General features: G+C 72.4%; 23 protein-coding genes. 16 read left to right on the top strand and 7 right to left on the bottom strand.

Going from position 1 to position 22,347, the window contains the following annotated elements; genetic code table 11:
• Positions 1 to 137 precede the first annotated feature (137 nt).
• The 5 genes from mmpB (at position 138) to ACIRPT_RS17170 (ending at position 4,177) form a co-directional block, all read left to right on the top strand.
• The gene (mmpB, locus tag ACIRPT_RS17190; protein WP_403516042.1) at positions 138 to 266 is read left to right on the top strand and encodes a morphogenic membrane protein MmpB; all 129 of its coding nucleotides are present in this window, start codon (positions 138 to 140) and stop codon (positions 264 to 266) included.
• Positions 267 to 367: 101 nt separating this feature from the next.
• Positions 368 to 1,852, top strand: coding sequence for a peptidoglycan D,D-transpeptidase FtsI family protein (locus ACIRPT_RS17185; protein ID WP_403827771.1), 1,485 nt, complete (start codon positions 368 to 370; stop codon positions 1,850 to 1,852).
• 32 nt (positions 1,853 to 1,884) lie between these two features.
• Positions 1,885 to 2,535, top strand: a complete 651-nt coding sequence (locus ACIRPT_RS17180; protein WP_403827769.1) for a nucleoside triphosphate pyrophosphatase — start codon at positions 1,885 to 1,887, stop codon at positions 2,533 to 2,535.
• Between the two features lie 61 nt (positions 2,536 to 2,596).
• On the top strand, positions 2,597 to 3,448 hold the full coding sequence (locus ACIRPT_RS17175; RefSeq protein ID WP_403827767.1) for an MOSC domain-containing protein: 852 nt from the start codon (positions 2,597 to 2,599) through the stop codon (positions 3,446 to 3,448).
• Positions 3,449 to 3,604: 156 nt separating this feature from the next.
• Positions 3,605 to 4,177, top strand: a complete 573-nt coding sequence (locus ACIRPT_RS17170) for a DJ-1/PfpI family protein (protein ID WP_403827765.1) — start codon at positions 3,605 to 3,607, stop codon at positions 4,175 to 4,177.
• A 284-nt stretch (positions 4,178 to 4,461) separates the two neighbouring features.
• Here the strand turns inward: ACIRPT_RS17170 and ACIRPT_RS17165 are convergent, their stop codons facing one another.
• Entirely contained in the window at positions 4,462 to 4,902 is a 441-nt protein-coding gene (locus tag ACIRPT_RS17165) for a hypothetical protein (RefSeq protein WP_403827763.1), read from the bottom strand.
• A gap of 496 nt (positions 4,903 to 5,398) precedes the next feature.
• On the opposite strand from ACIRPT_RS17165, the gene ACIRPT_RS17160 reads away from it, so the two are divergent.
• The 3 genes from ACIRPT_RS17160 (at position 5,399) to ACIRPT_RS17150 (ending at position 8,855) form a co-directional block, all read left to right on the top strand.
• Complete coding sequence (locus tag ACIRPT_RS17160) at positions 5,399 to 7,168, top strand: acetyl/propionyl/methylcrotonyl-CoA carboxylase subunit alpha (protein ID WP_403516063.1); 1,770 nt, start codon at positions 5,399 to 5,401, stop codon at positions 7,166 to 7,168.
• Between the two features lie 124 nt (positions 7,169 to 7,292).
• Positions 7,293 to 7,784 carry a hypothetical protein gene (locus ACIRPT_RS17155; RefSeq protein WP_403827761.1) on the top strand — a complete coding sequence of 164 codons (492 nt, stop codon included), beginning with the start codon at positions 7,293 to 7,295 and terminating at the stop codon, positions 7,782 to 7,784.
• A 42-nt stretch (positions 7,785 to 7,826) separates the two neighbouring features.
• Positions 7,827 to 8,855 (top strand): hypothetical protein, encoded by a 1,029-nt coding sequence (locus tag ACIRPT_RS17150; RefSeq protein WP_403827759.1) that lies wholly within the window; start codon positions 7,827 to 7,829, stop codon positions 8,853 to 8,855.
• Positions 8,856 to 8,874: 19 nt separating this feature from the next.
• On the opposite strand, the gene ACIRPT_RS17145 is transcribed toward ACIRPT_RS17150, so the two are convergent.
• On the bottom strand, positions 8,875 to 10,059 hold the full coding sequence (locus tag ACIRPT_RS17145; protein ID WP_403827757.1) for an alpha/beta hydrolase: 1,185 nt from the start codon (positions 10,057 to 10,059) through the stop codon (positions 8,875 to 8,877).
• 433 nt (positions 10,060 to 10,492) lie between these two features.
• Between ACIRPT_RS17145 and ACIRPT_RS17140 the strand changes: the two genes are divergently transcribed.
• A complete protein-coding gene (locus tag ACIRPT_RS17140; protein ID WP_403827755.1) occupies positions 10,493 to 11,128 on the top strand; it encodes a TetR/AcrR family transcriptional regulator in 636 nt (211 codons plus the stop codon).
• A 169-nt stretch (positions 11,129 to 11,297) separates the two neighbouring features.
• On the opposite strand, the gene ACIRPT_RS17135 is transcribed toward ACIRPT_RS17140, so the two are convergent.
• Both ACIRPT_RS17135 and ACIRPT_RS17130 read right to left on the bottom strand, forming a co-directional pair.
• Complete coding sequence (locus tag ACIRPT_RS17135; protein WP_403827954.1) at positions 11,298 to 12,242, bottom strand: DeoR/GlpR family DNA-binding transcription regulator; 945 nt, start codon at positions 12,240 to 12,242, stop codon at positions 11,298 to 11,300.
• A 221-nt stretch (positions 12,243 to 12,463) separates the two neighbouring features.
• On the bottom strand, positions 12,464 to 13,909 hold the full coding sequence (locus tag ACIRPT_RS17130) for an NAD(P)H-quinone dehydrogenase (protein WP_403516075.1): 1,446 nt from the start codon (positions 13,907 to 13,909) through the stop codon (positions 12,464 to 12,466).
• 151 nt (positions 13,910 to 14,060) lie between these two features.
• On the opposite strand from ACIRPT_RS17130, the gene ACIRPT_RS17125 reads away from it, so the two are divergent.
• The 4 genes from ACIRPT_RS17125 (at position 14,061) to ACIRPT_RS17110 (ending at position 18,856) form a co-directional block, all read left to right on the top strand.
• On the top strand, positions 14,061 to 14,498 hold the full coding sequence (locus ACIRPT_RS17125; RefSeq protein ID WP_046926300.1) for a gamma-glutamylcyclotransferase: 438 nt from the start codon (positions 14,061 to 14,063) through the stop codon (positions 14,496 to 14,498).
• 215 nt (positions 14,499 to 14,713) lie between these two features.
• Complete coding sequence (locus tag ACIRPT_RS17120) at positions 14,714 to 15,535, top strand: purine-nucleoside phosphorylase (RefSeq protein WP_403516078.1); 822 nt, start codon at positions 14,714 to 14,716, stop codon at positions 15,533 to 15,535.
• A gap of 231 nt (positions 15,536 to 15,766) precedes the next feature.
• A complete protein-coding gene (locus ACIRPT_RS17115; protein WP_403827752.1) occupies positions 15,767 to 17,467 on the top strand; it encodes a phospho-sugar mutase in 1,701 nt (566 codons plus the stop codon).
• Positions 17,468 to 17,629: 162 nt separating this feature from the next.
• Positions 17,630 to 18,856, top strand: a complete 1,227-nt coding sequence (locus tag ACIRPT_RS17110) for a hypothetical protein (RefSeq protein WP_403827750.1) — start codon at positions 17,630 to 17,632, stop codon at positions 18,854 to 18,856.
• Between the two features lie 35 nt (positions 18,857 to 18,891).
• On the opposite strand, the gene ACIRPT_RS17105 is transcribed toward ACIRPT_RS17110, so the two are convergent.
• The 3 genes from ACIRPT_RS17105 to ACIRPT_RS17095 are packed head-to-tail and all read right to left on the bottom strand — an operon-like array spanning position 18,892 to position 19,654.
• Positions 18,892 to 19,092, bottom strand: coding sequence for a hypothetical protein (locus ACIRPT_RS17105; protein ID WP_403827748.1), 201 nt, complete (start codon positions 19,090 to 19,092; stop codon positions 18,892 to 18,894).
• Positions 19,089 to 19,490 (bottom strand): ATP-binding protein, encoded by a 402-nt coding sequence (locus ACIRPT_RS17100; RefSeq protein ID WP_403827746.1) that lies wholly within the window; start codon positions 19,488 to 19,490, stop codon positions 19,089 to 19,091. The genes ACIRPT_RS17105 and ACIRPT_RS17100 overlap by 4 nt, the downstream gene beginning before the upstream one ends.
• Complete coding sequence (locus ACIRPT_RS17095) at positions 19,487 to 19,654, bottom strand: hypothetical protein (protein WP_403827744.1); 168 nt, start codon at positions 19,652 to 19,654, stop codon at positions 19,487 to 19,489. The genes ACIRPT_RS17100 and ACIRPT_RS17095 overlap by 4 nt, the downstream gene beginning before the upstream one ends.
• A gap of 202 nt (positions 19,655 to 19,856) precedes the next feature.
• On the opposite strand from ACIRPT_RS17095, the gene ACIRPT_RS17090 reads away from it, so the two are divergent.
• The 3 genes from ACIRPT_RS17090 to ACIRPT_RS17080 are packed head-to-tail and all read left to right on the top strand — an operon-like array spanning position 19,857 to position 22,209.
• Positions 19,857 to 21,128: an XRE family transcriptional regulator gene (locus ACIRPT_RS17090; protein ID WP_403827742.1), complete on the top strand. Its 1,272-nt coding sequence runs from the start codon at positions 19,857 to 19,859 to the stop codon at positions 21,126 to 21,128.
• On the top strand, positions 21,125 to 21,685 hold the full coding sequence (locus ACIRPT_RS17085; protein ID WP_403827740.1) for a GNAT family N-acetyltransferase: 561 nt from the start codon (positions 21,125 to 21,127) through the stop codon (positions 21,683 to 21,685). The genes ACIRPT_RS17090 and ACIRPT_RS17085 overlap by 4 nt, the downstream gene beginning before the upstream one ends.
• Positions 21,682 to 22,209 carry a GNAT family N-acetyltransferase gene (locus ACIRPT_RS17080; protein WP_403827738.1) on the top strand — a complete coding sequence of 176 codons (528 nt, stop codon included), beginning with the start codon at positions 21,682 to 21,684 and terminating at the stop codon, positions 22,207 to 22,209. The genes ACIRPT_RS17085 and ACIRPT_RS17080 overlap by 4 nt, the downstream gene beginning before the upstream one ends.
• The last annotated feature ends 138 nt before the right edge of the window (positions 22,210 to 22,347 follow it).

Below are 22,347 nucleotides of genomic sequence, written 5' to 3'. Positions count from 1 at the left end.
GGGGGGGTTTCTCCCTATCCCCCCCCCCCCCCCCCCGTGTTCTTGGGTTTCTGGCGCCCCACCTTCGCCCTCCGCCCCGGGCCGCGGACCCCCCCCCCCCCCGCCCCCGCCGCCACGACGGGCGCAGGATCGGTCGCATGCTGTGGTCAGACCCGCCCGATGAGCCGCCCGAGGAGCTGCGCGATGCGCAGGTCAAACTCCGCCGGATGGGCGTCGTGCTCGCCATCGCCGCGGTGCTGCTGATGTTTCTCCTCGGCTGGAGGTAACGCAACCTTCGCCCCTCCTGTCGCATCTTTACCTCCCGAAGAGCGCAATTCGGGCGGGCGGGTGGTAGTCGAACCCTGGCGCCCCTGGGAGTGGGGAAGCGATGAACAGACCGTTGCGGCACATAGCCGTCTTCTGCGGGGTGCTGGTCCTCGCCCTGCTGGGCCGGGTGACCTGGGTCCAGTTCGTCCAGGGCGACGAGCTCGCGAACGACCAGAACAACCGCCGGGTCAAGATCGAGGCGTTCTCCTACCCGCGCGGCAACATCATCGTCGGCGGCAAACCCATCACCGGCTCCGTCGCGACCGACGGCGACTTCAAGTACAAGCGCACGTACCAGGACGGTGCGATGTACGCGCCGATCACCGGGTACGCCTCGCAGGCGCAGGGCGAGAGCATGCTCGAGGGCGTCTACAAGAAGATCCTCAGCGGCAAGGACGACCGGCTCTTCTTCAACCGCGCCAAGGCCGTGCTGACCGGTGAGAAGCCGCGCGGCGGCGATGTCATCACCACCATCGACGAGAAGGCGCAGAAGGCCGCGTACAAGGGGCTGACCGGTCTGCACGCCCGCGGCGCGGTGGTCGCCCTCGACCCGCGCAGCGGCAAGATCCTCGCGCTGGCCAGCACCCCGTCGTACGACCCGTCCTCGTTCGCCGGCCTGACCCTCGCGGAGGGCAAGAAGTACCTGGCGCTGGATGCCGACAAGAGCAAGCCGATGAACAACCGGGCGCTGCGCGAGATCTACCCGCCCGGCTCGACCTTCAAGATCCTCACGGCGGCCGCGGCCCTGGAGCACGGCACGGTCACCGACATCGACGCCTCCTCCGGCGCCCCCGCCCCGTACACCCTCCCCCAGACCCACACCCAGGTCGGCAACGACGTGGCCGGCGCGCCCTGCGACAAGGCCTCGCTGAAGACCGGCATGCAGTGGTCGTGCAACAACGTCTTCCTGGACGCGGCCCACAAGCTGGGGACGGACAAGATGCGCGAGACGGCGGAGAAGTTCGGCTTCAACAAGGAGCAGTTCGTCCCCGTCCGCTCGGCGATCAGCGGCTACCCCGCCAAGCTCGACCAGCCGCAGACGGCGCTGACCGGCATGGGCCAGGGCAGCCTGACCAGCACCCCGCTCCAGATGGCCATGGTCGTCGCCGGGATCGCCAACAACGGCAAGGTGATGAAGCCGTACCTGGTCGACGAGGTGCAGGGCCCCGGCATGTCCACCATCGAGAAGTCCGAGCCGACGCCGCTGAACCCCGGCGACCCGCAGGCCGTCTCCGAGGACACCGCCAAGAAGGTGCAGGAGATGATGGAGTACACCGTCTCGGACGGCACCGCGGACAAGGCGGCGATCGACGGCGTCACGGTCGGCGGCAAGACCGGCACCGCCCAGCACGGCGCGAACGTCAACGACGAGCGGCCCTACGCCTGGTTCGTCTCCTACGCCAAGCAGAGCGACGGCACCTCCCCGGTCGCGGTGGCCGTCTTCGTCGACCCCAAGGACATGGACATCCCCCGCTCGGAGATCGCCGGCGGCAAGCTGGGCGGCCCGATCGCCAAGGCCGTGATGCAGGCGGTGCTCAAGCGGTAGCGCCGCGCGCCCGGGGCCCCGGCCTCCGTACGATGGCGGGCATGACCTCATCGCATCATCCCCACCACCACCCCGAGCCCGATCCCCGCGCCCGCCGCCTCGTCCTCGCCTCCCAGTCGCCCGCCCGCCTGGGCCTGCTCCAGCAGGCGGGACTGGCGCCCGAGGTCATCGTCAGCGGCGTCGACGAGGACGCGCTCACCGCCCCCACGCCGGGCGAGCTGGCCCGCGTCCTGGCCGAGGCGAAGGCCGCCGCGGTCGCCGCCCGCCCGGAGGCCGCGGGCGCGCTGGTCATCGGCTGCGACTCGGTCCTCGAACTGGACGGCCGCGCCCTGGGCAAGCCCAGCGACGCGGAGGACGCCACCGCCCGCTGGAAGTCCATGCGCGGCCGCTCCGGCGTCCTCCAGACCGGCCACTGCGTCATCGACACGGCCGGCGGCCGACAGACCTCCGCCACGGCCTCCACCACCGTCCGCTTCGGCGAGCCCTCGGACGACGAGATCGCCGCCTACGTCGCCAGCGGCGAGCCGCTCTTCGTGGCGGGCGCCTTCACCCTCGACGGCCGCTCGGCACCCTTCATCGACGGCATCGACGGCGACCCCGGCAATGTCATCGGCCTCTCCCTGCCGCTGCTGCGCCGCCTGCTCGCCGATCTGGACGTGGCCATCACCGACCTGTGGACGTGAACGGCCCCACACCTGAGCCCTTCTCCGGCGCCGCACGGCCGCGTGGGAGCAAGCTGACCGCATGGCGACATACGCGACAGTCGGAGAACTCCTCACCTATCCCGTCAAGGGGTGCGCCCCGGTCCCGTTGACCGAGGCCGAGCTCACGCCCGCCGGGCTGCCGTACGACCGCAGTTTCATGGTGGTCGGGGAAGACGGCACGTACCGCAGTCAGCGCAGGGACCCCGAACTGGCGCTGATACGGCCCGAGGTCGGCGACGGGGGCAGCCAACTCACCTTACGGACGCCGGGAGTTGAACCGGTCCGGATCCCGGTGGACCTGACCTCGGCGCGGACCCCGGTCGACTTGTTCGGGGTGCCGTACCAGGGCATCGACCAGGGCGCGGCGGCCGCCCGGTGGCTGACCGGAGTGCTCGGCGCGCCCAGCCGGCTCGTCCGCGTACCGCCGGAGCACGACCGGGTGGAGCAGGGGGTCCACCCCGGCACCTCCGGGTACGCCGACAGCTGCGCCCTGCACATCCTCTCCCGCGCCACCTTCGACGACCTCAACGCCCGCTACACCGCGGCGGGCAAGCCGACGCTTCCGATGAGCCGTTTCCGGCCGAACATCGTGGTCGACGGATGGGACGCGCCCCACCAGGAGGACCACGCCCGGCGCCTCCTGGTGGGCGATGCCGAGCTGGGGTTCGCCAAGGTGGCCATCCGCTGCGCCGTCACCCTCGTCGACCAGGAGACGGGCACCAAGGCCGGGCCGGAACCGCTGCGCATGCTCGCCGCCTACCGGCGGGTGCCGGAGGGCGGCGTGGCGTTCGGGGCGCTGTACTCCGTACTGCGGACGGGGAAGCTGGCGGTGGGCGACGCATGCGCCGTCGTGGCCGGAACTTCGCCGGGCGGGGCCGGGCCCGGACTGTGACGGCACCCCACGGCACCCCATGGCGGCCCGCGGCCGTCCGGGTGGACTTTCCACGATGGCCGGATTCCGGCCCGCGGTGTTCCTTACCGGCGGGCGGCTGCGGGCATCGTGACGGCACCGGATCGCCATCCGATCTCACCGCGAGGAGTGCGCACCATGCCCAAGGTTCTGATCATCGCCGGCGACGCCACCGAGGACCTGGAGTTCTTCTACCCCTACCAGCGGATGCTGGAGGAGGGCTATGAGACCCATGTCGCGGCGCCGTCCCGGAAGAAGCTGAACTTCGTCGTGCATGACTTCGTCGACGGCTTCGACACCTACACCGAGAAGGCGGGGCACTCCTGGCCGTCGGATGTCGCGCTGGCCGACGTCGATCCGGCCGAGTACGCCGCCCTGGTGCTCCCGGGCGGCCGGGGGCCCGAGTATCTGCGCAACGACCCCGACTTCCCGCGCGTGGTGACGCATTTCTTCGACGCCGACAAGCCCGTGGCCCACATCTGCCACGCGGCGATCGCGCTCGCCCCGCTCGGCGTCCTCAAGGGCCGCCGGACCTCCGCCTACCCCGCCTGCGCGCCGGACGTGGAAGGGGCGGGCGGGATCTTCGTCGACGGCTCCGCGGTCGTCGACGGCAACGTCGTCTCCGCCCGCGCCTGGCCCGACCAGCCGGACTGGATGCGGGCGTTCGTGCGGGTGCTGCGGGCGCAGGCGCCGGCCGAGGGCGCTTCCTGAGCGGTCGGAACACGGGCGGGGCGTAGAGCGACTTGCCGTTCATGCCGAAGACCCGGTTGCCGTCCGCCACCAGCCGGTCGGAGAGGTAGCGGGAGGGCGCGTGGAGGTCTCGTACGGCCCAACGGCGTTCGCCGTCCACGACGTTGTGCGCCGCGAGGCCGCCGCCCCAGGCGCCGATGACGATGACGTCCCGTAGGGGCAGCGGCGCCGGTGGTACGAGGGGCGGAAATCCGGCCCTCGGCGGCCTGTCCGGACTCGGGCGGGCCGCCGTGGCCGGCCGTCGGTCAGGCCGGGCCGGCCGCCGTACCGATCCCCTCGCCGCCGCCGTCGGCGTCCGCCACCGGGGTCCGGGGCTCCCCGTACGCCACCAGCGTCAGCACGATCATCGCGAGGACGGCCATCATCCCGACGAACGCGGGCCAGCCCACCGGCCCGACGGCGAACGCGCCGAGCAGACCGTGCACCACCGCGCAGGTGATCAGAACGATGCGGGTGAAACCGCCGGGCGCGCGGTCGCGCAGCGCGGTACGCGCCAGGACGACGGCGCAGAACAGGAGGTAGAGGCCGAACAGGGCGCCCGCGACCCACGCCCCCACGGACATCGCGCCGGGATTCAGGCCGGCCAGCGACATCTGCTGGTGGTCCACCACGATGCTCAGGATCCAGTTGAGCAGGACGAACCCGAGCGCCTCCAGGATCAGCACCACCGCCGCCACCAGTGCCACGGGTCTCCGCGCCACCACCACCCCGCCCACCCTCTTCCGTCGCTTGCCGCCGCATGGCCGGTACCGGCCGAAACCCGGCCGGATCCTCGACCGGTACCGCGGTTACCGCGAGTACCGAAGACATCGCGCACGCTACTGCTGGGTAATAGCTGGGGCAAGGGGTCTGCACGGGTGGCGTGCGGGCGTACGGGCGGCGGCGCCCCGGCCGCGGGAGCGACGCGCAAAGTTTCCTTCGCCCATTCGTAGGGACTCCACAAAGAATTGACGACCCGCCGAACGCCCGTGGCCAGAGACCTAGGCCACATCGGGGCTTGGTGCCGAGCCCGGGATTCCGGGCCTACCCTGGGCTATCAGGGGAGTTCACTCCCTCACTGGCGCCCCCGGCACGCTCCGTGTGGGCAAGGTCACCACCGGGAACGACTCGGCACGCGGTGTCGCCAGTCCCTAAACTCGCGACGTTGATTTGTTGCGGCGACGCGCCAAGGAAGGACCCATCGTGCGCAAGGTGCTCATCGCGAACCGTGGCGAGATCGCCGTTCGGGTTGCCCGTGCCTGCCGGGACGCCGGAATCGGGAGCGTAGCCGTCTACGCCGACCCGGACCGTGACGCCCTGCATGTCCGTGCGGCAGACGAGGCATACGCCCTGGGCGGTGACACCCCTGCCACCAGCTACCTGGACATCGCCAAGGTTCTCGCGGCCGCCGCCGATTCCGGCGCGGACGCCATTCACCCCGGATACGGCTTCCTCTCCGAGAACGCCGAATTCGCCCAGGCCGTCCTCGATGCGGGACTGACCTGGATCGGCCCGCCCCCGCACGCCATCCGCGACCTCGGCGACAAGGTCGCCGCCCGGCACATCGCGCAGCGCGCCGGTGCGCCGCTGGTCGCCGGCACCCCCGACCCGGTCTCCGGCTCGGACGAGGTCGTGGCCTTCGCCGAGGAGCACGGCCTGCCGATCGCCATCAAGGCGGCCTTCGGCGGCGGCGGCCGCGGCCTGAAGGTCGCCCGCACCCTCGAAGAGGTCCCCGAGCTCTACGACTCGGCGGTCCGTGAGGCGGTCGCCGCCTTCGGCCGCGGCGAGTGCTTCGTCGAGCGCTACCTCGACCGCCCCCGGCACGTCGAGACCCAGTGCCTCGCCGACAAGCACGGCAATGTCGTGGTCGTCTCCACCCGTGACTGCTCGCTCCAGCGCCGCCACCAGAAGCTGGTGGAGGAGGCCCCCGCGCCGTTCCTGTCGGACGAGCAGAACGCCGAGCTCTACCGCGCCTCCAAGGCCATCCTCAAGGAGGCCGGCTACGAGGGCGCCGGCACCTGCGAGTTCCTCGTCGGCCAGGACGGCACCATCTCCTTCCTCGAGGTCAACACCCGCCTCCAGGTGGAGCACCCGGTCACCGAAGAGGTCACCGGCCTCGACCTGGTCCGCGAGATGTTCCGGATCGCCGACGGCGAGGAGCTGGGCTACGACGACCCCGCCGTCCGCGGCCACTCCTTCGAGTTCCGCATCAACGGCGAGGACCCGGGCCGCAACTTCCTCCCGGCGCCCGGCACGGTCACCCGCTTCGACGGGCCCGCGGGCCCGGGCGTCCGCCTCGACGCGGGCGTCGAGTCCGGCAGCGTCATCGGCCCGGCCTGGGACTCCCTCCTGGCCAAGCTGATCGTCACCGGCGCCACCCGTGAGCAGGCCCTCCAGCGCGCCGCCCGCGCCCTGGACGAGTTCACCGTCGAAGGCATGGCCACCGCCATCCCCTTCCACCGTGTCGTCGTCAGGGACCCGGCGTTCGCCCCGGAACTCACCGGCTCCGCGGACCCGTTCACGGTCCACACCCGCTGGATCGAGACCGAGTTCGCCAACGAGATCCCGCCGTTCGCCGCGCCCGGCGCGGACGAGGCCGAGACGGACAGCCGCGAGACGGTCGTCGTCGAGGTCGGCGGCAAGCGCCTGGAGGTCTCGCTGCCGTCCTCGCTGGGCATGCCGCTGGCCCGCGCCGCGGTCGCCGGCGGGGCCAAGCCCAAGCGCAAGGCCGCCAAGAAGTCCTCCAGCGCCGCCTCCGGTGACTCCCTCGCCTCCCCCATGCAGGGCACCATCGTCAAGGTGGCCGTCGAGGAGGGCCAGCAGGTCGTCGAGGGCGAACTCGTCGTCGTCCTGGAGGCGATGAAGATGGAGCAGCCGCTCAACGCCCACCGTTCGGGCACCATCAAGGGCCTGACCGCGGAGGTCGGCGCGGCCCTCACCTCCGGCGCCGTGATCTGCGAGATCAAGGACTGACGCGGCACGATCCGTCACGCGAGGGGCTTCCGGCACATGTGCCGGAAGCCCCTCGCGCGTGGGCCCTGCGCGGCACAATGGGCCTGCAGCGCTTCGGGGTGGGGCGGCGGACGACGGGGGCCGGATGGAAGCGGAACTGTTAGCACTGGCCACGGCGGCGGCGACCGAGCTGGCCGCGGAAGCGCGTACGGACCGGTGGCCCCGGGTACGGGACGCGGTCGTCGAGCTGCTGCTGTCGGACGGTTCGGGGGACTGGGACGAGGAAGCGCTGGCCGCCGCGTTCGACGCGGACCGGGAAGTGCTCCTGGCGGCCGAGGCTGACGGCCACGACCCCGCGGCGGCGCGCGTCATCGCCGCCTGGCGCTTCCGGTTCCGTCGGCTACTGGCCGCCCATCCCGATGCCGCCGGGTACGTACGTGCGCTGCTGGACGACCTGCGGCCGTACGGCGGACCGCCGGTCCTCGAAGCCCCCTACCCCGCGGTGGGCGAATCGCAGCGCCGCACGACCAGCCACGACGCCGTTCATCGCGCCCCCGACGACCTGATCCGCCGCGAGCCCCTCGGCAACACCCCGCCCGGCCCGCCCTTCGGCGACGACGAAGAGGACGAATGGTGAGGCGCGCGAGGAGCGGCGCGCGACGACGGGCGTACCGCCCCCGTGGGTGACATCGCCAAGAGCGTCCTCGGCGGCGCCTGGACGCTGATCGTCGGCTGGATCCTGCCCACCGCCCTGAACCTCGCCGTCGCCTTCCTCACCGTCGCGCCCAGCCTGCGCCGCACCGCCCCCGTGGCGCACCTGTGGCCGCGCACCGGCGCCGGCACGACCCTGCTGCTGCTCTGCGCCGCCCTGCTCCTCGGGCTGGTCCTCAGCGCGCTCCAGACTCCCCTCTACCGGATCCTGGAGGGCTACAGCCTGTGGCCGTCCTGGGCCTACGAGCGCGGCTGCGTACGGCAGCGCGCCGCCAAGCAGCAGCTCACCGACCGCATCGCCCTGCTGCGGCTGGAACGACGCGCCCGGACGGCGGAGGCACTGCCCGCAGCCGATACCGACGCGCTGGCCGCCCTCCGCGCCGACCCGCGCCTGACCCGCGGCGCCGGCCAGGACCTGCGCCGCACGGCGGCCCAGCGCGCGCTGCTGGGCGAGCGGCTCAGTCGCTACCCCGTGGACGACGACCAGATCGCCCCGACCCTCCTCGGCAACGCCATCCGCCGCCTGGAGGAGTACGGCCACGACCGCTTCCGCCTCGATACCCAGGTGCTGTGGAACGAGCTCACCGGCACCGCTCCCGAACAGGTCCGCCGCCAGGCCGAACTCTCCCGTACCAACGCGGACTTCTTCGTCGCGCTGCTGTACGGGCACGCAGCCCTGGCCGTCCTCGCCCTGGCCACGCTCGCCGTCCCCGGGGCGGCGCCCGCCCCGCTGCTCGGCACCGCGGCGGCGCTCGTTGCGCTGCTGCCGCTGTGGTACCGGTGTGCGGTGAACGCGACCGACGAGTGGGCCGCCGCCGTGCGGGCGCTGGTCAATACCGGCCGCAAGCCGCTGGCCGAGGCGCTGGGCGTCGTGCTGCCGCACCGGCTGGCGGACGAGCGGCGGATGTGGCGGCTGCTGTCGACCCTGCACCGCCGCCCGTATCAGGAGCGTGCGGCGGCCCTCGACGCCTTCCGCGCCGCCCCGCCCACCGCCTGACCGCACCCCCTGGGGCCGCCTACGAGTTGCCGACCACGTCCTCCGGGAACGTCAGCGATCTGCTCATCCACTGGAGCGCGGCCGGGAGTTCGCGCCGCCAGGTGGCGAAGTTGTGGCTGCCGTGGTCGAGCACGATCGAGTCCGCCGTCATCGGTGCGCGGACCGCGCCCAGGAAGGCCGTGGCCGCCGGATAGTTCTTCTCGCCCGTACGGCTCGTCCCCACCAGGACGTTCACCTGCGGCATCGGCAGGTGCTGCAGCCGCCACATCAGATCGTGCTCCTGACGGCGCCGTATCCGGTCCCTGCCCTCCCCGAAGAGGTTTCCGGTGGTCGGGTCGTTGCTGACCTTGTAGTCGGGCGAGAGGGCCGCCGCCGCGGTGTACGTCCGGTCGTGCCGCATGGCCAGCTGGAGGGCGCAGCTGCCGCCGGAGGAGTAGCCGAGGACGCCCCAGCCGCCCGGGTCGTGCCCGACGCGGTAGTGCGACCTCAGCGCGTCCGGCACGTCCCGTGCGAAGAACGTCTCGGCCTGGGGGCCGCCGGGCACATCCACGCACTGGGTGTCGCGGGGCGGCGCGATGGTGGGCCGCAGCATCACGATGACGGTCGGCTGCATCTTGCCGGTACGGATCAGCCGGCCGGCCGTCTGCGGCAGCCGCAGATGCTGGCCCAGCAGGAACGTCCCGCCCGGATAGCCGCTGAGCGCGACGACGACGGGGAATCGCTGCCGCGCGTACTGCGCCTGGAAGTACTGCGGCGGCAGATACACATACGCCCCGTCCACGACCCGGGTCCGCTTCCCCACTATCCGTACGGACTCGACCTTGCCGACCATGTCCGCCCGCCCCTTGGGCAGCCCGTGGACCTTGTCCAGCCCGTCCGGCCCGGAGGCCTGGACGAGCCCCTTGGACGGGTCGCCGACGGGCCCGGCCGCGCCGCCGTCGCCCCACTTGCCGACGGCGGCCGGGGCGTCGTCGTACAGGCCGAGGAGCTCGTGCCAGGAGGCGTAGAACTCGAAGTTGGCGTTCACCGCGAGGCCGAGCGTGGCCACGATGGTCAGCTGCGTCGCCACGATGGATCCGAGCCGCCCCAGCAGCGCCCGCGGCCCCCGCCCGGAGAACCGCGGCCACAGCCAGAGGGTGAGCCCCACACAGGCCACGGCGGCCACGGCCATGGCGTACAACACCGATCGGCTGGTCAGCCCCATGACGTACTTCCCCAGATTCCGCCTGCCGTGTCCCCGGTACGTGGTACATGTGCCCACGCCGGACATCCCACGACGTCGTCCCTCGGCCCCCGGATGCCCCCGGAAGACCTCATTGCGCCAGGTTTGATGGCCGTTGGGGCGGTGGCGTTGCCAGCCGGGCGAGGTGTTCGGCTACACGACGGCGGCCGGATGCCGGACGTTCATGCGTCGTCCGCCGGGCGGCCATGGACGGCCACACACAGCAGACATTCCGGACGGCCGCCGTCGGTGTGCGTCCTCCCCCGCCCTCGGTGCGTGCCCTCCCCCGCCCTGGGCGAAAAGCCGCCCGGAAGCCGTCGCCGCCGCCCAACCGGAGTCGTCCTCCATCCCCGCCTTCCGCAATGGCATCCTGGACCCACCGGGCCGGGACCGGCCCGGGTGAGGGAGGACGGCGATGGGGACCGAGACGGCGGGCACACGGCCCGCGACGAAGGGCTCGACGGCACAGGTGCCCGCGGCGACGCAGCCGGTACGGCCGATGCGGGCGGACGCGCGCCGCAACTACGAGCGGCTGCTGACCGAGGCCCGTACGGCCTTCATCGAGCGCGGCACGGACACCTCGCTCGAGGACATCGCACGCCGCGCCGGCGTCGGCATCGGCACCCTCTACCGCCACTTCCCCAACCGCACGGCCCTGATGGGCGCCGTCTTCCAGGGCGAGGTGGAGGCGCTCCTGACGTACGCCAGGGAACTGGCCGACGCGCCGCGGCCGTGCCACGCGCTGGTCGACTGGCTGCGCGCGATCATCACCCACGCCAGCACCTACCGCGGCCTGTCCCGCGCGCTGATGGCGGCGTCGGTGGACGACAGCTCGGGGATGGCGCGGTGCAGCGTCCCGATGCGCGAGGCCGGCGCGGCGCTGCTGAACCGGGCCCAGCAGGCCGGCGCCGTACGCCCCGACGTGAACATCGGCGATCTGCTCCAGCTGACCAACGGCATCGCCCTGGCCGTCGAGGAGTCCCCCGACGACCCGAAGCTGGCCGACCGGCTGCTGACGCTCACCCTGACCGGACTCAAGCCGGAAAGCTGAACCCGCGGCGCGGCGCCGAGAAGCACCCGAGCCCCACCGGCCGGGCGGCCCCGCGGCCCCTAGCGAGCCTCAGCGGCGCGCCCCAGCACCCCACCGGACAACCACCGCCACCACAACGCCAACAGCAACCGACAACGGCACCGGCCCCGGTTCACCACGACGTACGTGATCAGCGGCGCCTTGGAGCCAGATCCGTCACCCTGCCGCCCGGTCCCTCCGCCAGCGACGCGGTCGGGCGCAGGGGTGAACCCCCGCTGCCCGGCGGGAGGTTGCGGCGCTGGCCGGGCAGCGGCACGTCCCGCCGGGAAGCCCTGCGCTCCCCAACCGTGCCCTCCGCGCCCGGCTGGCCGGGCCCCTGGCCGGCGCCCGGCCCGCTCGCGACGGCGATCTGCACACCCTGATCGGCCAGCGCCTGCAATTCGGTGCCGGCGCGGTCGTCGTGGGCGGGCGGTTCGTCGGTGACCAGCCGGGTGATCACGTCCGTGGGCACGGTCTGGAACATCGTGTCGGAGCCGAGCTTGGTGTGGTCGGCGAGCACCACCACCTCCCCCGCGGCCTGCACCAGCGCCCGGTCGACGCTGGCGGAGAGCATGTTGGAGGTGGACAGGCCGCGCTCGGCGGTCAGACCGCTGCCCGACAGGAAGGCGCGGGAGACCCGCAGGCCCTGGAGGGACTGCTCGGCACCGCTGCCGACCAGCGCGTAGTTGGAACCGCGCAGGGTGCCCCCGGTCATCACGACCTCGACGCGGTTGGCATGGGCCAACGCCTGGGCGACCAACAGGGAGTTGGTGACCACGGTCAGACCGGGCACCCGGGCGAGCCGGCGGGCCAGCTCCTGGGTGGTGGTCCCGGCGCCGACGACGATGGCCTCGCCCTCTTCGACGAAGCCCGCGGCGAGATCGGCGATGGCCGTCTTTTCGGCAGTCGCTAGATGGGATTTCTGCGGGAAGCCGGACTCCCGGGTAAAGCCTCCCGGCAAGACCGCTCCGCCGTGACGGCGGTCGAGCAGCCCTTCCGCCTCCAGCGCCCGCACGTCCCGCCGTACGGTCACTTCGGAGGTCTGGACGACACGGGCGAGCTCCCGGAGCGACACCGCTCCGTTTGCGCGCACCATTTCAAGGATCAGTTGGCGACGTTCTGCAGCGAACACGAAACTGACAGTAACGCCAACGACCGTCTGTTTTCAGCAGGTTGCACCAAATACCGGAAGTTGCGCATGGCGTGGGGGGTGCCGTGATATAGGGCACGGGCCTTGCGAACTCATGGGTGTGGAATGCGGCTTGACCGCTCGTCAGGTAATGCGTCCGGTCGCCCGGCCCGGACGCCGGGTGCCGCTTACTCGTCCCCCGCCTTGCGCGTGTGCAGCTGGCGCGCGACCTCCGCGAGGGAGCCGGAGAGCGACGGGTAGACCGTGAAGGCGCTGGCGATCTGCTCGACGGTCAGGTTGTTGTCGACCGCGAGGGAGATCGGGTGGATCAGCTCGCTGGCGCGCGGGGAGACGACCACGCCGCCGACGACGATGCCCGTGCCGGGGCGGCAGAAGAGCTTGACGAAGCCGTCGCGGATGCCCTGCATCTTGGCCCGCGGGTTGCGCAGCAGCGGCAGCTTCACGACCCGGGCGTCGATCTTGCCGCTGTCGACGTCGGCCTGGGAGTAGCCGACGGTGGCGATCTCCGGGTCGGTGAAGACGTTGGCGGAAACGGTCTTGAGGTTGAGCGGCGTGACCGCGTCGCCCAGGAAGTGGTACATCGCGATGCGGCCCTGCATGGCGGCGACGGAGGCGAGGGCGAAGACGCCGGTGCAGTCGCCGGCCGCGTAGACGCCGGGCGCGGTGGTGCGGGAGACCTTGTCGGTCCAGATGTGGCCGGAGTCGCGGAGCTTGACGCCGGCTTCCTCGAGGCCGATGCCGGCGCTGTTGGGGATGGAGCCGACGGCCATCAGGCAGTGCGTACCGGAGATGGTGCGGCCGTCGGCGAGGGTGACCTCGACGCGGTCGCCGACCCGTTTGGCGGACTGGGCGCGCGAGCGGGCCATGACGTTCATGCCGCGGCGGCGGAAGACGTCCTCCAGGACGGCGGCGGCGTCCGGGTCCTCGCCCGGCAGGACGCGGTCGCGGGAGGAGACGAGGGTGACGCGGGAGCCGAGGGCCTGGTAGGCGCCGGCGAACTCGGCGCCGGTGACGCCGGAGCCGACGACGATGAGCTCTTCGGGGAGCTCGGTCAGGTCGTAGACCTGGGTCCAGTTGAGGATGCGCTCGCCGTCCGGCAGGGCGTCGGGGATCTCGCGGGGGTGGGCGCCGGTGGCGATCAGCACGGCGTCGGCGACCAGGGTCTCCTCGGTGCCGTCGGCGACGGTCACCGTCACCCGGCGCGCGCCCTCGGGTGACTGGCCCGGCTCCAGGCGGCCGCGGCCGCGCATCACGCGGGCGCCGGCGCGGGTGACGGAGGCGGTGATGTCATGCGACTGGGCGAGCGCGAGGCGCTTGACGCGCCGGTTGACCTTGCCGAGGTCGACGCCGACGACGCGCGCGGGGCGGTCGACGTACGGCGTGTCGTCCTCGACGATGATGCCGAGCTCCTCGTACGAGGAGTCGAAGGTGGTCATCACCTCGGCCGTCGCGATCAGGGTCTTCGACGGGACGCAGTCGGTGAGTACCGACGCCCCGCCCAGACCGTCGCAGTCGACGACGGTCACCTCCGCGCCGAGGGAGGCGCCCACCAGGGCCGCCTCGTATCCGCCGGGTCCGCCACCGATGATCACGATCCGAGTCACGTACTCCATTGTCCCGCACGCCCCCGCGGCGCTCTCGCCGGGGGCCGGTGTACGCGCATAGCGGCAGGCCGGGCGCCGCCCCTCCTGCCGCTTTGTGCGAATCTCCGGTAGCAATCCGGTATCAAGAGCCCACCCCGTAACCTCCCGTACCCTCGGAACCATGTCGCTCTACGCCGCGTACGCCGGCAACCTCGACGCGCGGCTGATGTCCCGCCGCGCACCGCACTCGCCGCTGCGCGGCACGGGCTGGCTGAACGGCTGGCGGCTCACCTTCGGCGGCGAGCAGATGGGGTGGGAGGGCGCGCTGGCGACGATCGTCGAGGCCCCCCGCTCGCAGGTCTTCGTCGCGCTCTACGACATCGCGCCGATGGACGAGGAGTCCATGGACCGCTGGGAGGGCGTGGGCCTGGACATCTACCGCCGGCTGCGGGTGCGGGTGCACACGCTGGACGGCGACGAGCCGGCCTGGGTGTACGTCCTCAACGGCTATGAGGGGGGTCTGCCCTCGGCCCGCTATCTGGGGGAGATCGCGGACGCGGCGGAGTCGGCGGGCGCGCCGCACGACTATGTGATGGAGCTGCGCAAGCGGCCCTGCTGAGCGCCGCGGGTCCGTCGGACAGCTCCGACCCGTGCCGGCCGGTGCACGGACCAGCGGCGGACCGGTGGCCGGAATGCGTGGTCCGTACGGGTGTCGTGGCCCCGGGGCGCGACGCGCCGGGGGCGCGGGTTCGTGGGAAGCCACAACCGGATGGTCCCAGCCGTGTGGGCAGCGACATCTACGCGCGTAGGGGAAGAGCGGCTACCCTCGTCCGCGTGAACGCATCTGTTACTCCCGACATCGCCCGTGACCCCCAGGCCGCCGCCGATGCCGCCGCCTCCCGACTGCGCGAGCTCACCGGCGCCGAGACCCACGACGTGGCCCTGGTCATGGGCTCCGGCTGGGCTCCGGCCGCCGAGGCCCTCGGCGCGCCCGAGCACGAATTCCCGGTCACCGAGCTGCCCGGCTTCCCGCCGCCCGCCGTGGCCGGTCACGGCGGCAAGGTCCGCTCGTACCGCGTCGGCGAGAAGCGCGCGCTGGTCTTCCTGGGCCGTACCCACTACTACGAGGGCCGCGGGGTCGCCGCGGTCGCGCACGGTGTCCGCACCGCCGCCGCGGCCGGCTGCAAGACCATCGTGCTCACCAACGGGTGCGGCGGTCTGCGCGAGGGCATGCGCCCCGGCCAGCCGGTCCTGATCAGCGACCACCTCAACCTCACCGCCACCTCCCCGATCGTCGGCGCCAACTTCGTCGACCTGACGGACCTGTACTCGCCGCGGCTGCGCGCGCTGTGCAAGGAGGTCGACCCGAGCCTCGAGGAGGGCGTGTACGCCCAGTTCCCCGGCCCGCACTACGAGACCCCGGCCGAGATCAAGATGATCCGCAGCCTGGGCGCCGACCTGGTCGGCATGTCGACGGTCCTGGAGGCCATCGCCGCCCGTGAGGCGGGCGCCGAGGTGCTCGGCCTGTCCCTGGTGACGAACCTCGCCGCGGGCATGACGGGCGAGCCGCTCAACCACGAAGAGGTGCTCCAGGCGGGCCGCGACTCCGCGACCGCGATGGGCAGCCTGCTCGCCCAGGTGCTCGGCAAGCTCTGAGCCGGCGCCTTTCGGCGGCCGGCCGGGGCCGGCGGGTGTACGGCACGTACGACACCCGCCGGGCCGCCCGCCCGTCCCGGTGGCGGCCCGCCGCCGCCCCCGCAGCACCGTTGGCCGGTACTGCGGCTCGAAGTACTCGCGCAGTGGGTAGGCGTGACGAGCCGACGCTCCCCCTCCGCGCCGCCCGTCCGTACCGTCCCTCCGCATCGACCTGACCGTCAGGAGCATCACGTGGCTACCGATCGCACGGAGCTGATCACCCGGGCCGAGGCATGGCTGGCCGAGGACCCCGACCCCGAGACGCGGGAGGAGCTGGCAGCGCTCCTCGCGGCCGGGGACGCCGACGAGCTGGCCGCCCGGTTCGCCGGCACCCTGCAGTTCGGCACCGCCGGTCTGCGCGGCGAGCTGGGCGCGGGCCCGATGCGGATGAACCGCTCGGTGGTCATCCGGGCCGCGGCCGGCCTCGCCGCGTACCTCAAGGCGCAGGGCCAGGGCTCCGGCCTGGTCGTCATCGGCTACGACGCGCGCCACAAGAGCGCCGACTTCGCGCGCGACACGGCGGCCGTGATGGTCGGCGCCGGACTGCGCGCCGCGGTGCTGCCGCGGCCGCTGCCCACGCCCGTACTGGCCTTCGCGATACGGCACCTGGGCGCGGTCGCCGGCGTCGAGGTCACCGCCAGCCACAATCCGCCGCGCGACAACGGCTACAAGGTCTACCTGGGCGACGGCTCGCAGATCGTGCCGCCCGCGGACGGCGAGATCGCCGCCGAGATCGCCGCGATCCGCTCGCTGGCGGACGTACCGCGGCCCGAGGCCGGCTGGGAAACCCTCGACGACGAGGTTCTGCGGGCGTATCTGGCGCGTACGGACGCCGTGCTGACCCCGGGCTCCCCGCGCGATACGCGCGTCGTTTACACGCCGATGCACGGCGTCGGCCGGGACACCCTCGTCGCCGCCTTCGCGCGGGCCGGCTTCCCCGCCCCGACCGTCGTCGCCGAACAGGCCGAGCCGGATCCCGACTTCCCCACCGTCGCCTTCCCCAACCCGGAAGAGCCCGGCGCGATGGACCTCGCCTTCGCCACCGCCCGGTCCGTGGGTGCGGACGGCGTCGGCGGCGTCGGCGGCGTGGACATCGTCATCGCCAACGACCCTGACGCGGACCGCTGCGCCGTCGCCGTCCCGGCCCCCGGCACGCCGGACGGCTGGCGGATGCTGCGCGGCGACGAGGTCGGCGCGCTGCTCGCCGCCCATCTGGTGAGCAAGCAGGCGTCCGGCACCTTCGCGACCACGATCGTCTCGTCGTCGCTGATGTCGCGGATCGCGGCCGCCTCGTCCCTCCCCTACGAGGAGACGCTGACCGGCTTCAAGTGGCTGGCCCGGGTGGACGGGCTGCGCTACGCCTTCGAGGAGGCGCTGGGCTACTGCGTCGACCCGGAGGGCGTACGTGACAAGGACGGCATCACGGCCGCCCTGCTGATCACCGAACTGGCTGCGGAGCTGAAGCAGTCCGGCCGCACCCTGGCCGACCTGCTGGACGACCTGGCGCTGGAATTCGGCCTGCACGCCACCGACCAGCTCTCGGTGCGCGTCGAGGACCTCACGCTGATCGCCGACGCCATGCGCAGGCTGCGCGAGGCGCCGCCCGCGTCCCTCGCGGGACTGACGGTGACCGCCGCCGACGACCTGAACAAGGGCACCGCGTCGCTGCCGCCGACCGACGGGCTGCGCTACTACCTGTCCGGAGCGGACGGCTCGGGCGTGGAAGCCGCGCGCGTGGTGGTCCGCCCGAGCGGCACCGAGCCGAAGCTGAAGTGCTACCTGGAGGTCGTGGTCCCGGTGGCGTCCGCGGAGGGGCTCCCGGCGGCGCGCGAGACGGCCGCGACGGTGCTGGCCGCGGTGAAGGACGACCTGGCGCGGGCGCTGGGGATCTGAGCGGACGGGGTCACCCGTAGGCGCGCGGGCTTGCGCCCCTACGGGTGACCCCGTACTGCACCTGCCGCAAACCCTCCCGGCACCCGCGCCCCGCGCGCGGAACCCTGGAACCGGACGCCGACCACGTCGCACCGCCCGTCCTCCAGGAGCTGCGCAGTGCCCATGACCGCGCCCCCGCCGCCCGCCGCAGTCCCGGCACCGCCGCCCCCTCCGTCACGGGCCCGCGGGCGGCACCTGACCGGCCCGGCGGCCGCGGCGCTGCGCAGGGCCGGGCCGGCACTGCTCGGCTACACCGCCGTCCGCCTGCTGGGCGCGCTGGTCCTGATGAAGTGGGCGCACCTCCAGCACCACGGGCTGTGGCCGTTGCTCGCCGCCCAGTGGGACTCGCGCTGGTATCTGGGCATCGCCGACCACGGCTATGACCGCGTCCTGCGCCCGGGCGCGTTCGACGTGAACAACCTGGCCTTCTTCCCGCTCTACCCGGTGATCGTCAAGGCCGTGGCCGCGGTCACGCCCGGCTCCCGCGCCAGCATCGGACTGATCGTCGCCGTGGTGTGCTCGCTGATCGCGGCCTGGGGGATCTTCGCGGTGGGCGACCGGCTCCACGGCCGCCGGGCGGGCACCGTACTGGCCGTCCTGTGGGGCGCCACGCCGGTCGCCCTGGTGCAGTGGATGGGCTACACGGAGTCCCTGTTCACGGCGCTGGCCGCCTGGTCGCTGTACGCCGTACTGACCGGCCGCTGGCTCTGGGCGGCGGCCCTCTGCCTGCTCGCCGGCCTCACCCGCCCCACGGGCCTGGCCCTCGCCGCGGCCGTCTCGCTCCCCGCGCTGCTCGCCCTGCGGCGCCGCGGACGCGCACCGGACGACGGCGGCCCTCCCCCGCCCGCCGCCTCCCGCCTCCTGGCCGCGGCCCTGCTCGCCCCCCTGGGCTGGCTCGGCTACGTCGCCTGGGTGGGCCTGCGGCTGCACCGCCCCGACGGCTACTTCGCGGTCCAGAAGATGTGGCGCAACGTCTGGGACGGCGGCGCCGAGACGCTCCGCTCGCTGCGCTCGGTCCTCGGCTACCAGGCCCGGCCGCAGCTCTTCCTGGTGCTCGTCTCGCTGGTGCTGCTCGCCTCCGTGGTGCTGTTCCTGCTCTCCCTCGCCGGCCGCCAGCCGCTGCCCCTCCTCCTCTTCAGCGGCGCACTGCTGACGATCGTGCTGGGCAGCGGCGGCGTCTACTTCCCCCGCGCCCGCTTCCTGCTGCCAGGCTTCCCCCTGCTGCTGCCCCTGGCCCTCGCCCTCGCCCGCACCCGTCGCCGCACCGCCGCCCTCACCCTGGGCGGCGCGGCGCTGGCGTCGGCCTATCTGGGGGCGTACATGACGCTGGTTTACCCGGGGGCGCCTTGAGGGGTGGGGGGCATTACGGCTCGGTGCCGTCCCGCTCACGGCCTCCTCCACTCACCGCGGCGGGCCAGGATCTCCAGCTGCAAGACCCCCGCCTCCCACGTCTCCGACGGTGCCCCGTACCGGGACCGCAGCACGTACGCGCTGGCGAACCGGATGTCGGTGACGATCGCTTCGCGGTCGCGGGCGGCGTCCTGTACGAGGTCCCCGACCTCCGGTGGACGCTCGTCGTCGCTCACCGGGTCACCTCCAGCTCAGCCCACATCCGCTTGCCGCCGTGTACCCGGTCGGCGCCCCAGCAGGCGGCGAGCGCGGAGACGATCAGGAGGCCGCGGCCGTGTTCGTCGTCTTCGGCCGGCCCTTCGGCGTGCGGCCGGGTGGCGTCAGGGTCGGTCACGACCAGACGGACGCGGGCCGCGCTGATCCGCGTCACCGACACCCCGAAGTACTGGGCGTCGGTGTGGAGCACGGCGTTGGCCGCCAGCTCGGCGACGATGCTCTCCGCCGCGGCCGCGACGGGCTCCAGACCCCAGGAGATGAGGGCCTGGGCGACACCGCGGCGGGCGTGGGGGACGGACTCGGCGCGGGCGAGGTAGCGCTCCTGGTGCCGCTGCGGGCCGAGCATCGTGATCGTCATTGAACGCCTCCGAGCTCGGCGTACGGCTCGTGCCGCTCGGTGCTCCCAGGGGCGCGATGCGCCTGGGTGAACGTGCGGGCCTGCGGGTTCATCGGGCACGGCCGTGCGGCGGCCGGCACCGTGGTCCGGATGGTGCTGTGGTGCTCCTGGAACTGTGTAGTCATGGCGCGGCCTCTGCTCGCGGATGGTGTGGCACCCCGCCCATGCCTCACGGGGATGAGGGCACGGGCGGGGCGATGCACACCACCTAACGGTCTTCCGGGGCAGGCGAGTTAGGGCGATGAGCGACTGGCCAGCGATTTCCCCTAGGGCGATTTGACTGCCCGTTTACCTCACGGAGGGGCGACGCCGGGCTACGGTGCGTCGATGGACGCCACGCGAAATGTCCCCCTTGAGGCGTGGATGCAGGAGCACGGTTTCAGCTCCAACACCCTGGCTGACGCGGTAAATCAGGCCATCGGTGATCTCACAGGCAAGGTAGGCGGCCTGGACGGAGCATCGGTCCGGGACTGGAAAGCGGGCCGGGTGCGGTGGCCGAAATCGGCTACGCGGGCCGCGCTGGAGGAGGTCACCGGCCTGGACGCTGCCGCTTTAGGGTTCGTGCCACGGAGGCGCCGCTCGCCCATCCCCGCACCACCGCAGGAGGACCCCGACATGCACCGTCGCACCGTCATCACCGGTGTCCCCGTCGCCCTCGCTGTCGCTGCGGCCCCAGCCGTCGCCGCACCTCGGCGCGTCGGCATGAGTGACGTTGGCCGGCTGCAGCGCCGCTTCGCCGAGATCGTCGCCCGCGACCACCGCCATGGTGGACAGCTCACCATCGAGCAGCGGGCTGCCGCTCTCGCAGACGAGGCCCTGGCCCTCAACAGCGCCGGGAGCGCGACCCAGCGGGTACGAGGTCAAATCTACGCGAGCGCTGCCTCGTTCCGCTCCTCGGCGATGTGGGCCGCGATCGACGGCCGTCGCTTCGGCGACGCGCAGACGCACATGCGTGAGGCACAGGCCCTCGCGGAGATGTCCGGCGACCAGGCGATTAAGTTTCGCATCTGGTCGCACGTAGGCACGATGTACCGGCACATGAATCGGCCCGGAGACGCTCGCGCCGCAAACGACGTAGCCCGCGGGCGGAGCATCACACGCCGTGACCCCATGTTTGCCTCGCTTGGTCTGGCCCGTCAGGCGGCCATCCATGGGGCTGCCGGAGACCGCACCGCAACGCGGATCGCCTTCGACCAGGCGCAGGCCGCCATGAATCGCGCCACCGCGGACGCCTACCGGCCCGTGTGGATGACCGCTTTCTACGACCAAGCCGAGTTGAATTCCCTCGCGCTCTCGGCCTATCTGGCCCTCCTCCAGTGGGAGACGGCCGAGAGCCACGGATACCGGTGCTTGGCTGCCCTGCGCCCGCACATGCGCCGGTCGCGAGGCATCGCCACAGCGCGCCTGGCCCGCGCCCAGCTCGGACAGCGCGATACCGAACCGGCTGTCGCCACCGCGATGAGCATCCCCCTGGACGCAGTGCGCCACCCGCGCGTCGCCGACATGCTCAGCACCTTCGGTGTCGACCTGCGGAGGTTCGCCCCCACCAGCCCGCACACCGTGGCCTGGACCCAGTACGAACGAGAGGCCCTGCCGTGACCACCAGCATCACTGCCCGCCGCTTCCCCACACTCTCCGAAGCTCGTCACACCCTCCTCAACCTGTACGCGGAGGTACGGGCGGAGCTACTTCATCTGCCGAACTACCGAGTTGACGTGTTCGCCGAACGTCTGGACCGGCACGGCGTCGAACCCGGCTGGGAGGCTGTCATTGCCTACGCGGACGGCGTCGCAATGGGCTACGCCTATGCCAACACCGTTGAACCGGGTAACCGATGGTGGACGCGAATGACAACGCCGGTCCCGGACGAATACACCACCGCGCCGGCAGTCGCCGTGAAGGAAATCGGCGTGGTGCAGCCGTGGAGGGGACACGGTGTTGCACGCCGCATCCATGACGAGCTGTTGAGCGGCCGGCCGGAGATGTACGCCACGCTGCTCGTGAACGCGGACGCCGGAGACGGGAAGGTGCGGCGGCTCTATGAGGAGTGGGGCTACCGGAAGGTGAGCGAGCAGCAACCGGGCCCGGAGTCGCCCGTCCTCGCCGCGATGGTGCGCCCCCGCGCGCTGCCTGACACCCGAGGAGACGCCCAATGACCGCACCCACGCTCCGCACCCGCACCTTTGGACACGAAGATGCCCACAAGTTCCGGGAACTGCTGCTGGACGCTCACGACGACGCCTACGCGGACAGCAACGACGAATTCGACAGCCGGGACCGGTTCGCATGGTTCGTGGACCACTGGAGCGCCCTGCCCGGCTTCACCTGCGCCATGGCCTATGACGGATCCGAAGTCGCCGGCTTCGCCTACGGTGCTCCGCTCGCGGTGGGGAAGGAATGGTGGTGCGGCCACATCGCTCCGGAACCGCAGGAAGCAAGCACCTTCGCCATCTCAGAGCTGCTGGTTCGGCCCCAGTGGCGTAAGAGCGGTACCTCTGGACGGCTCCACCGGGCCCTCATCGGATCCCGGCCGGAGGACATGGCCGTGCTCCTGGTCGACGTCGAACACCCGAAAGTGCGGGCGCTCTACGAATCGTGGGGATATCACCCGGTCGGCGAGCAGAGGCCGTTCGCGGACTCCCCCCTGTATTCGGTCATGGTGCTGGATCTCAAGGCATAGCCGTACGCCGGTGCCACGGCGGCACGACCGACGTGGCCGCCGCTGCCGGTGGACCGGCACCTGATACGGATGCTGTCACCGGACGGCGCAAGCCGTTGCCCGGCAGGTCCCCGGGCCCGCGTCCGAATCGCCGGCCGC

It is taken from the genome of Streptomyces sp. NPDC101227, assembly GCF_044767545.1.
Lineage (GTDB): Bacteria > Actinomycetota > Actinomycetes > Streptomycetales > Streptomycetaceae > Streptomyces.
Note: the sequence above shows the minus strand (reverse complement) of the source record. Positions and strands in the feature narration are given on the sequence as shown.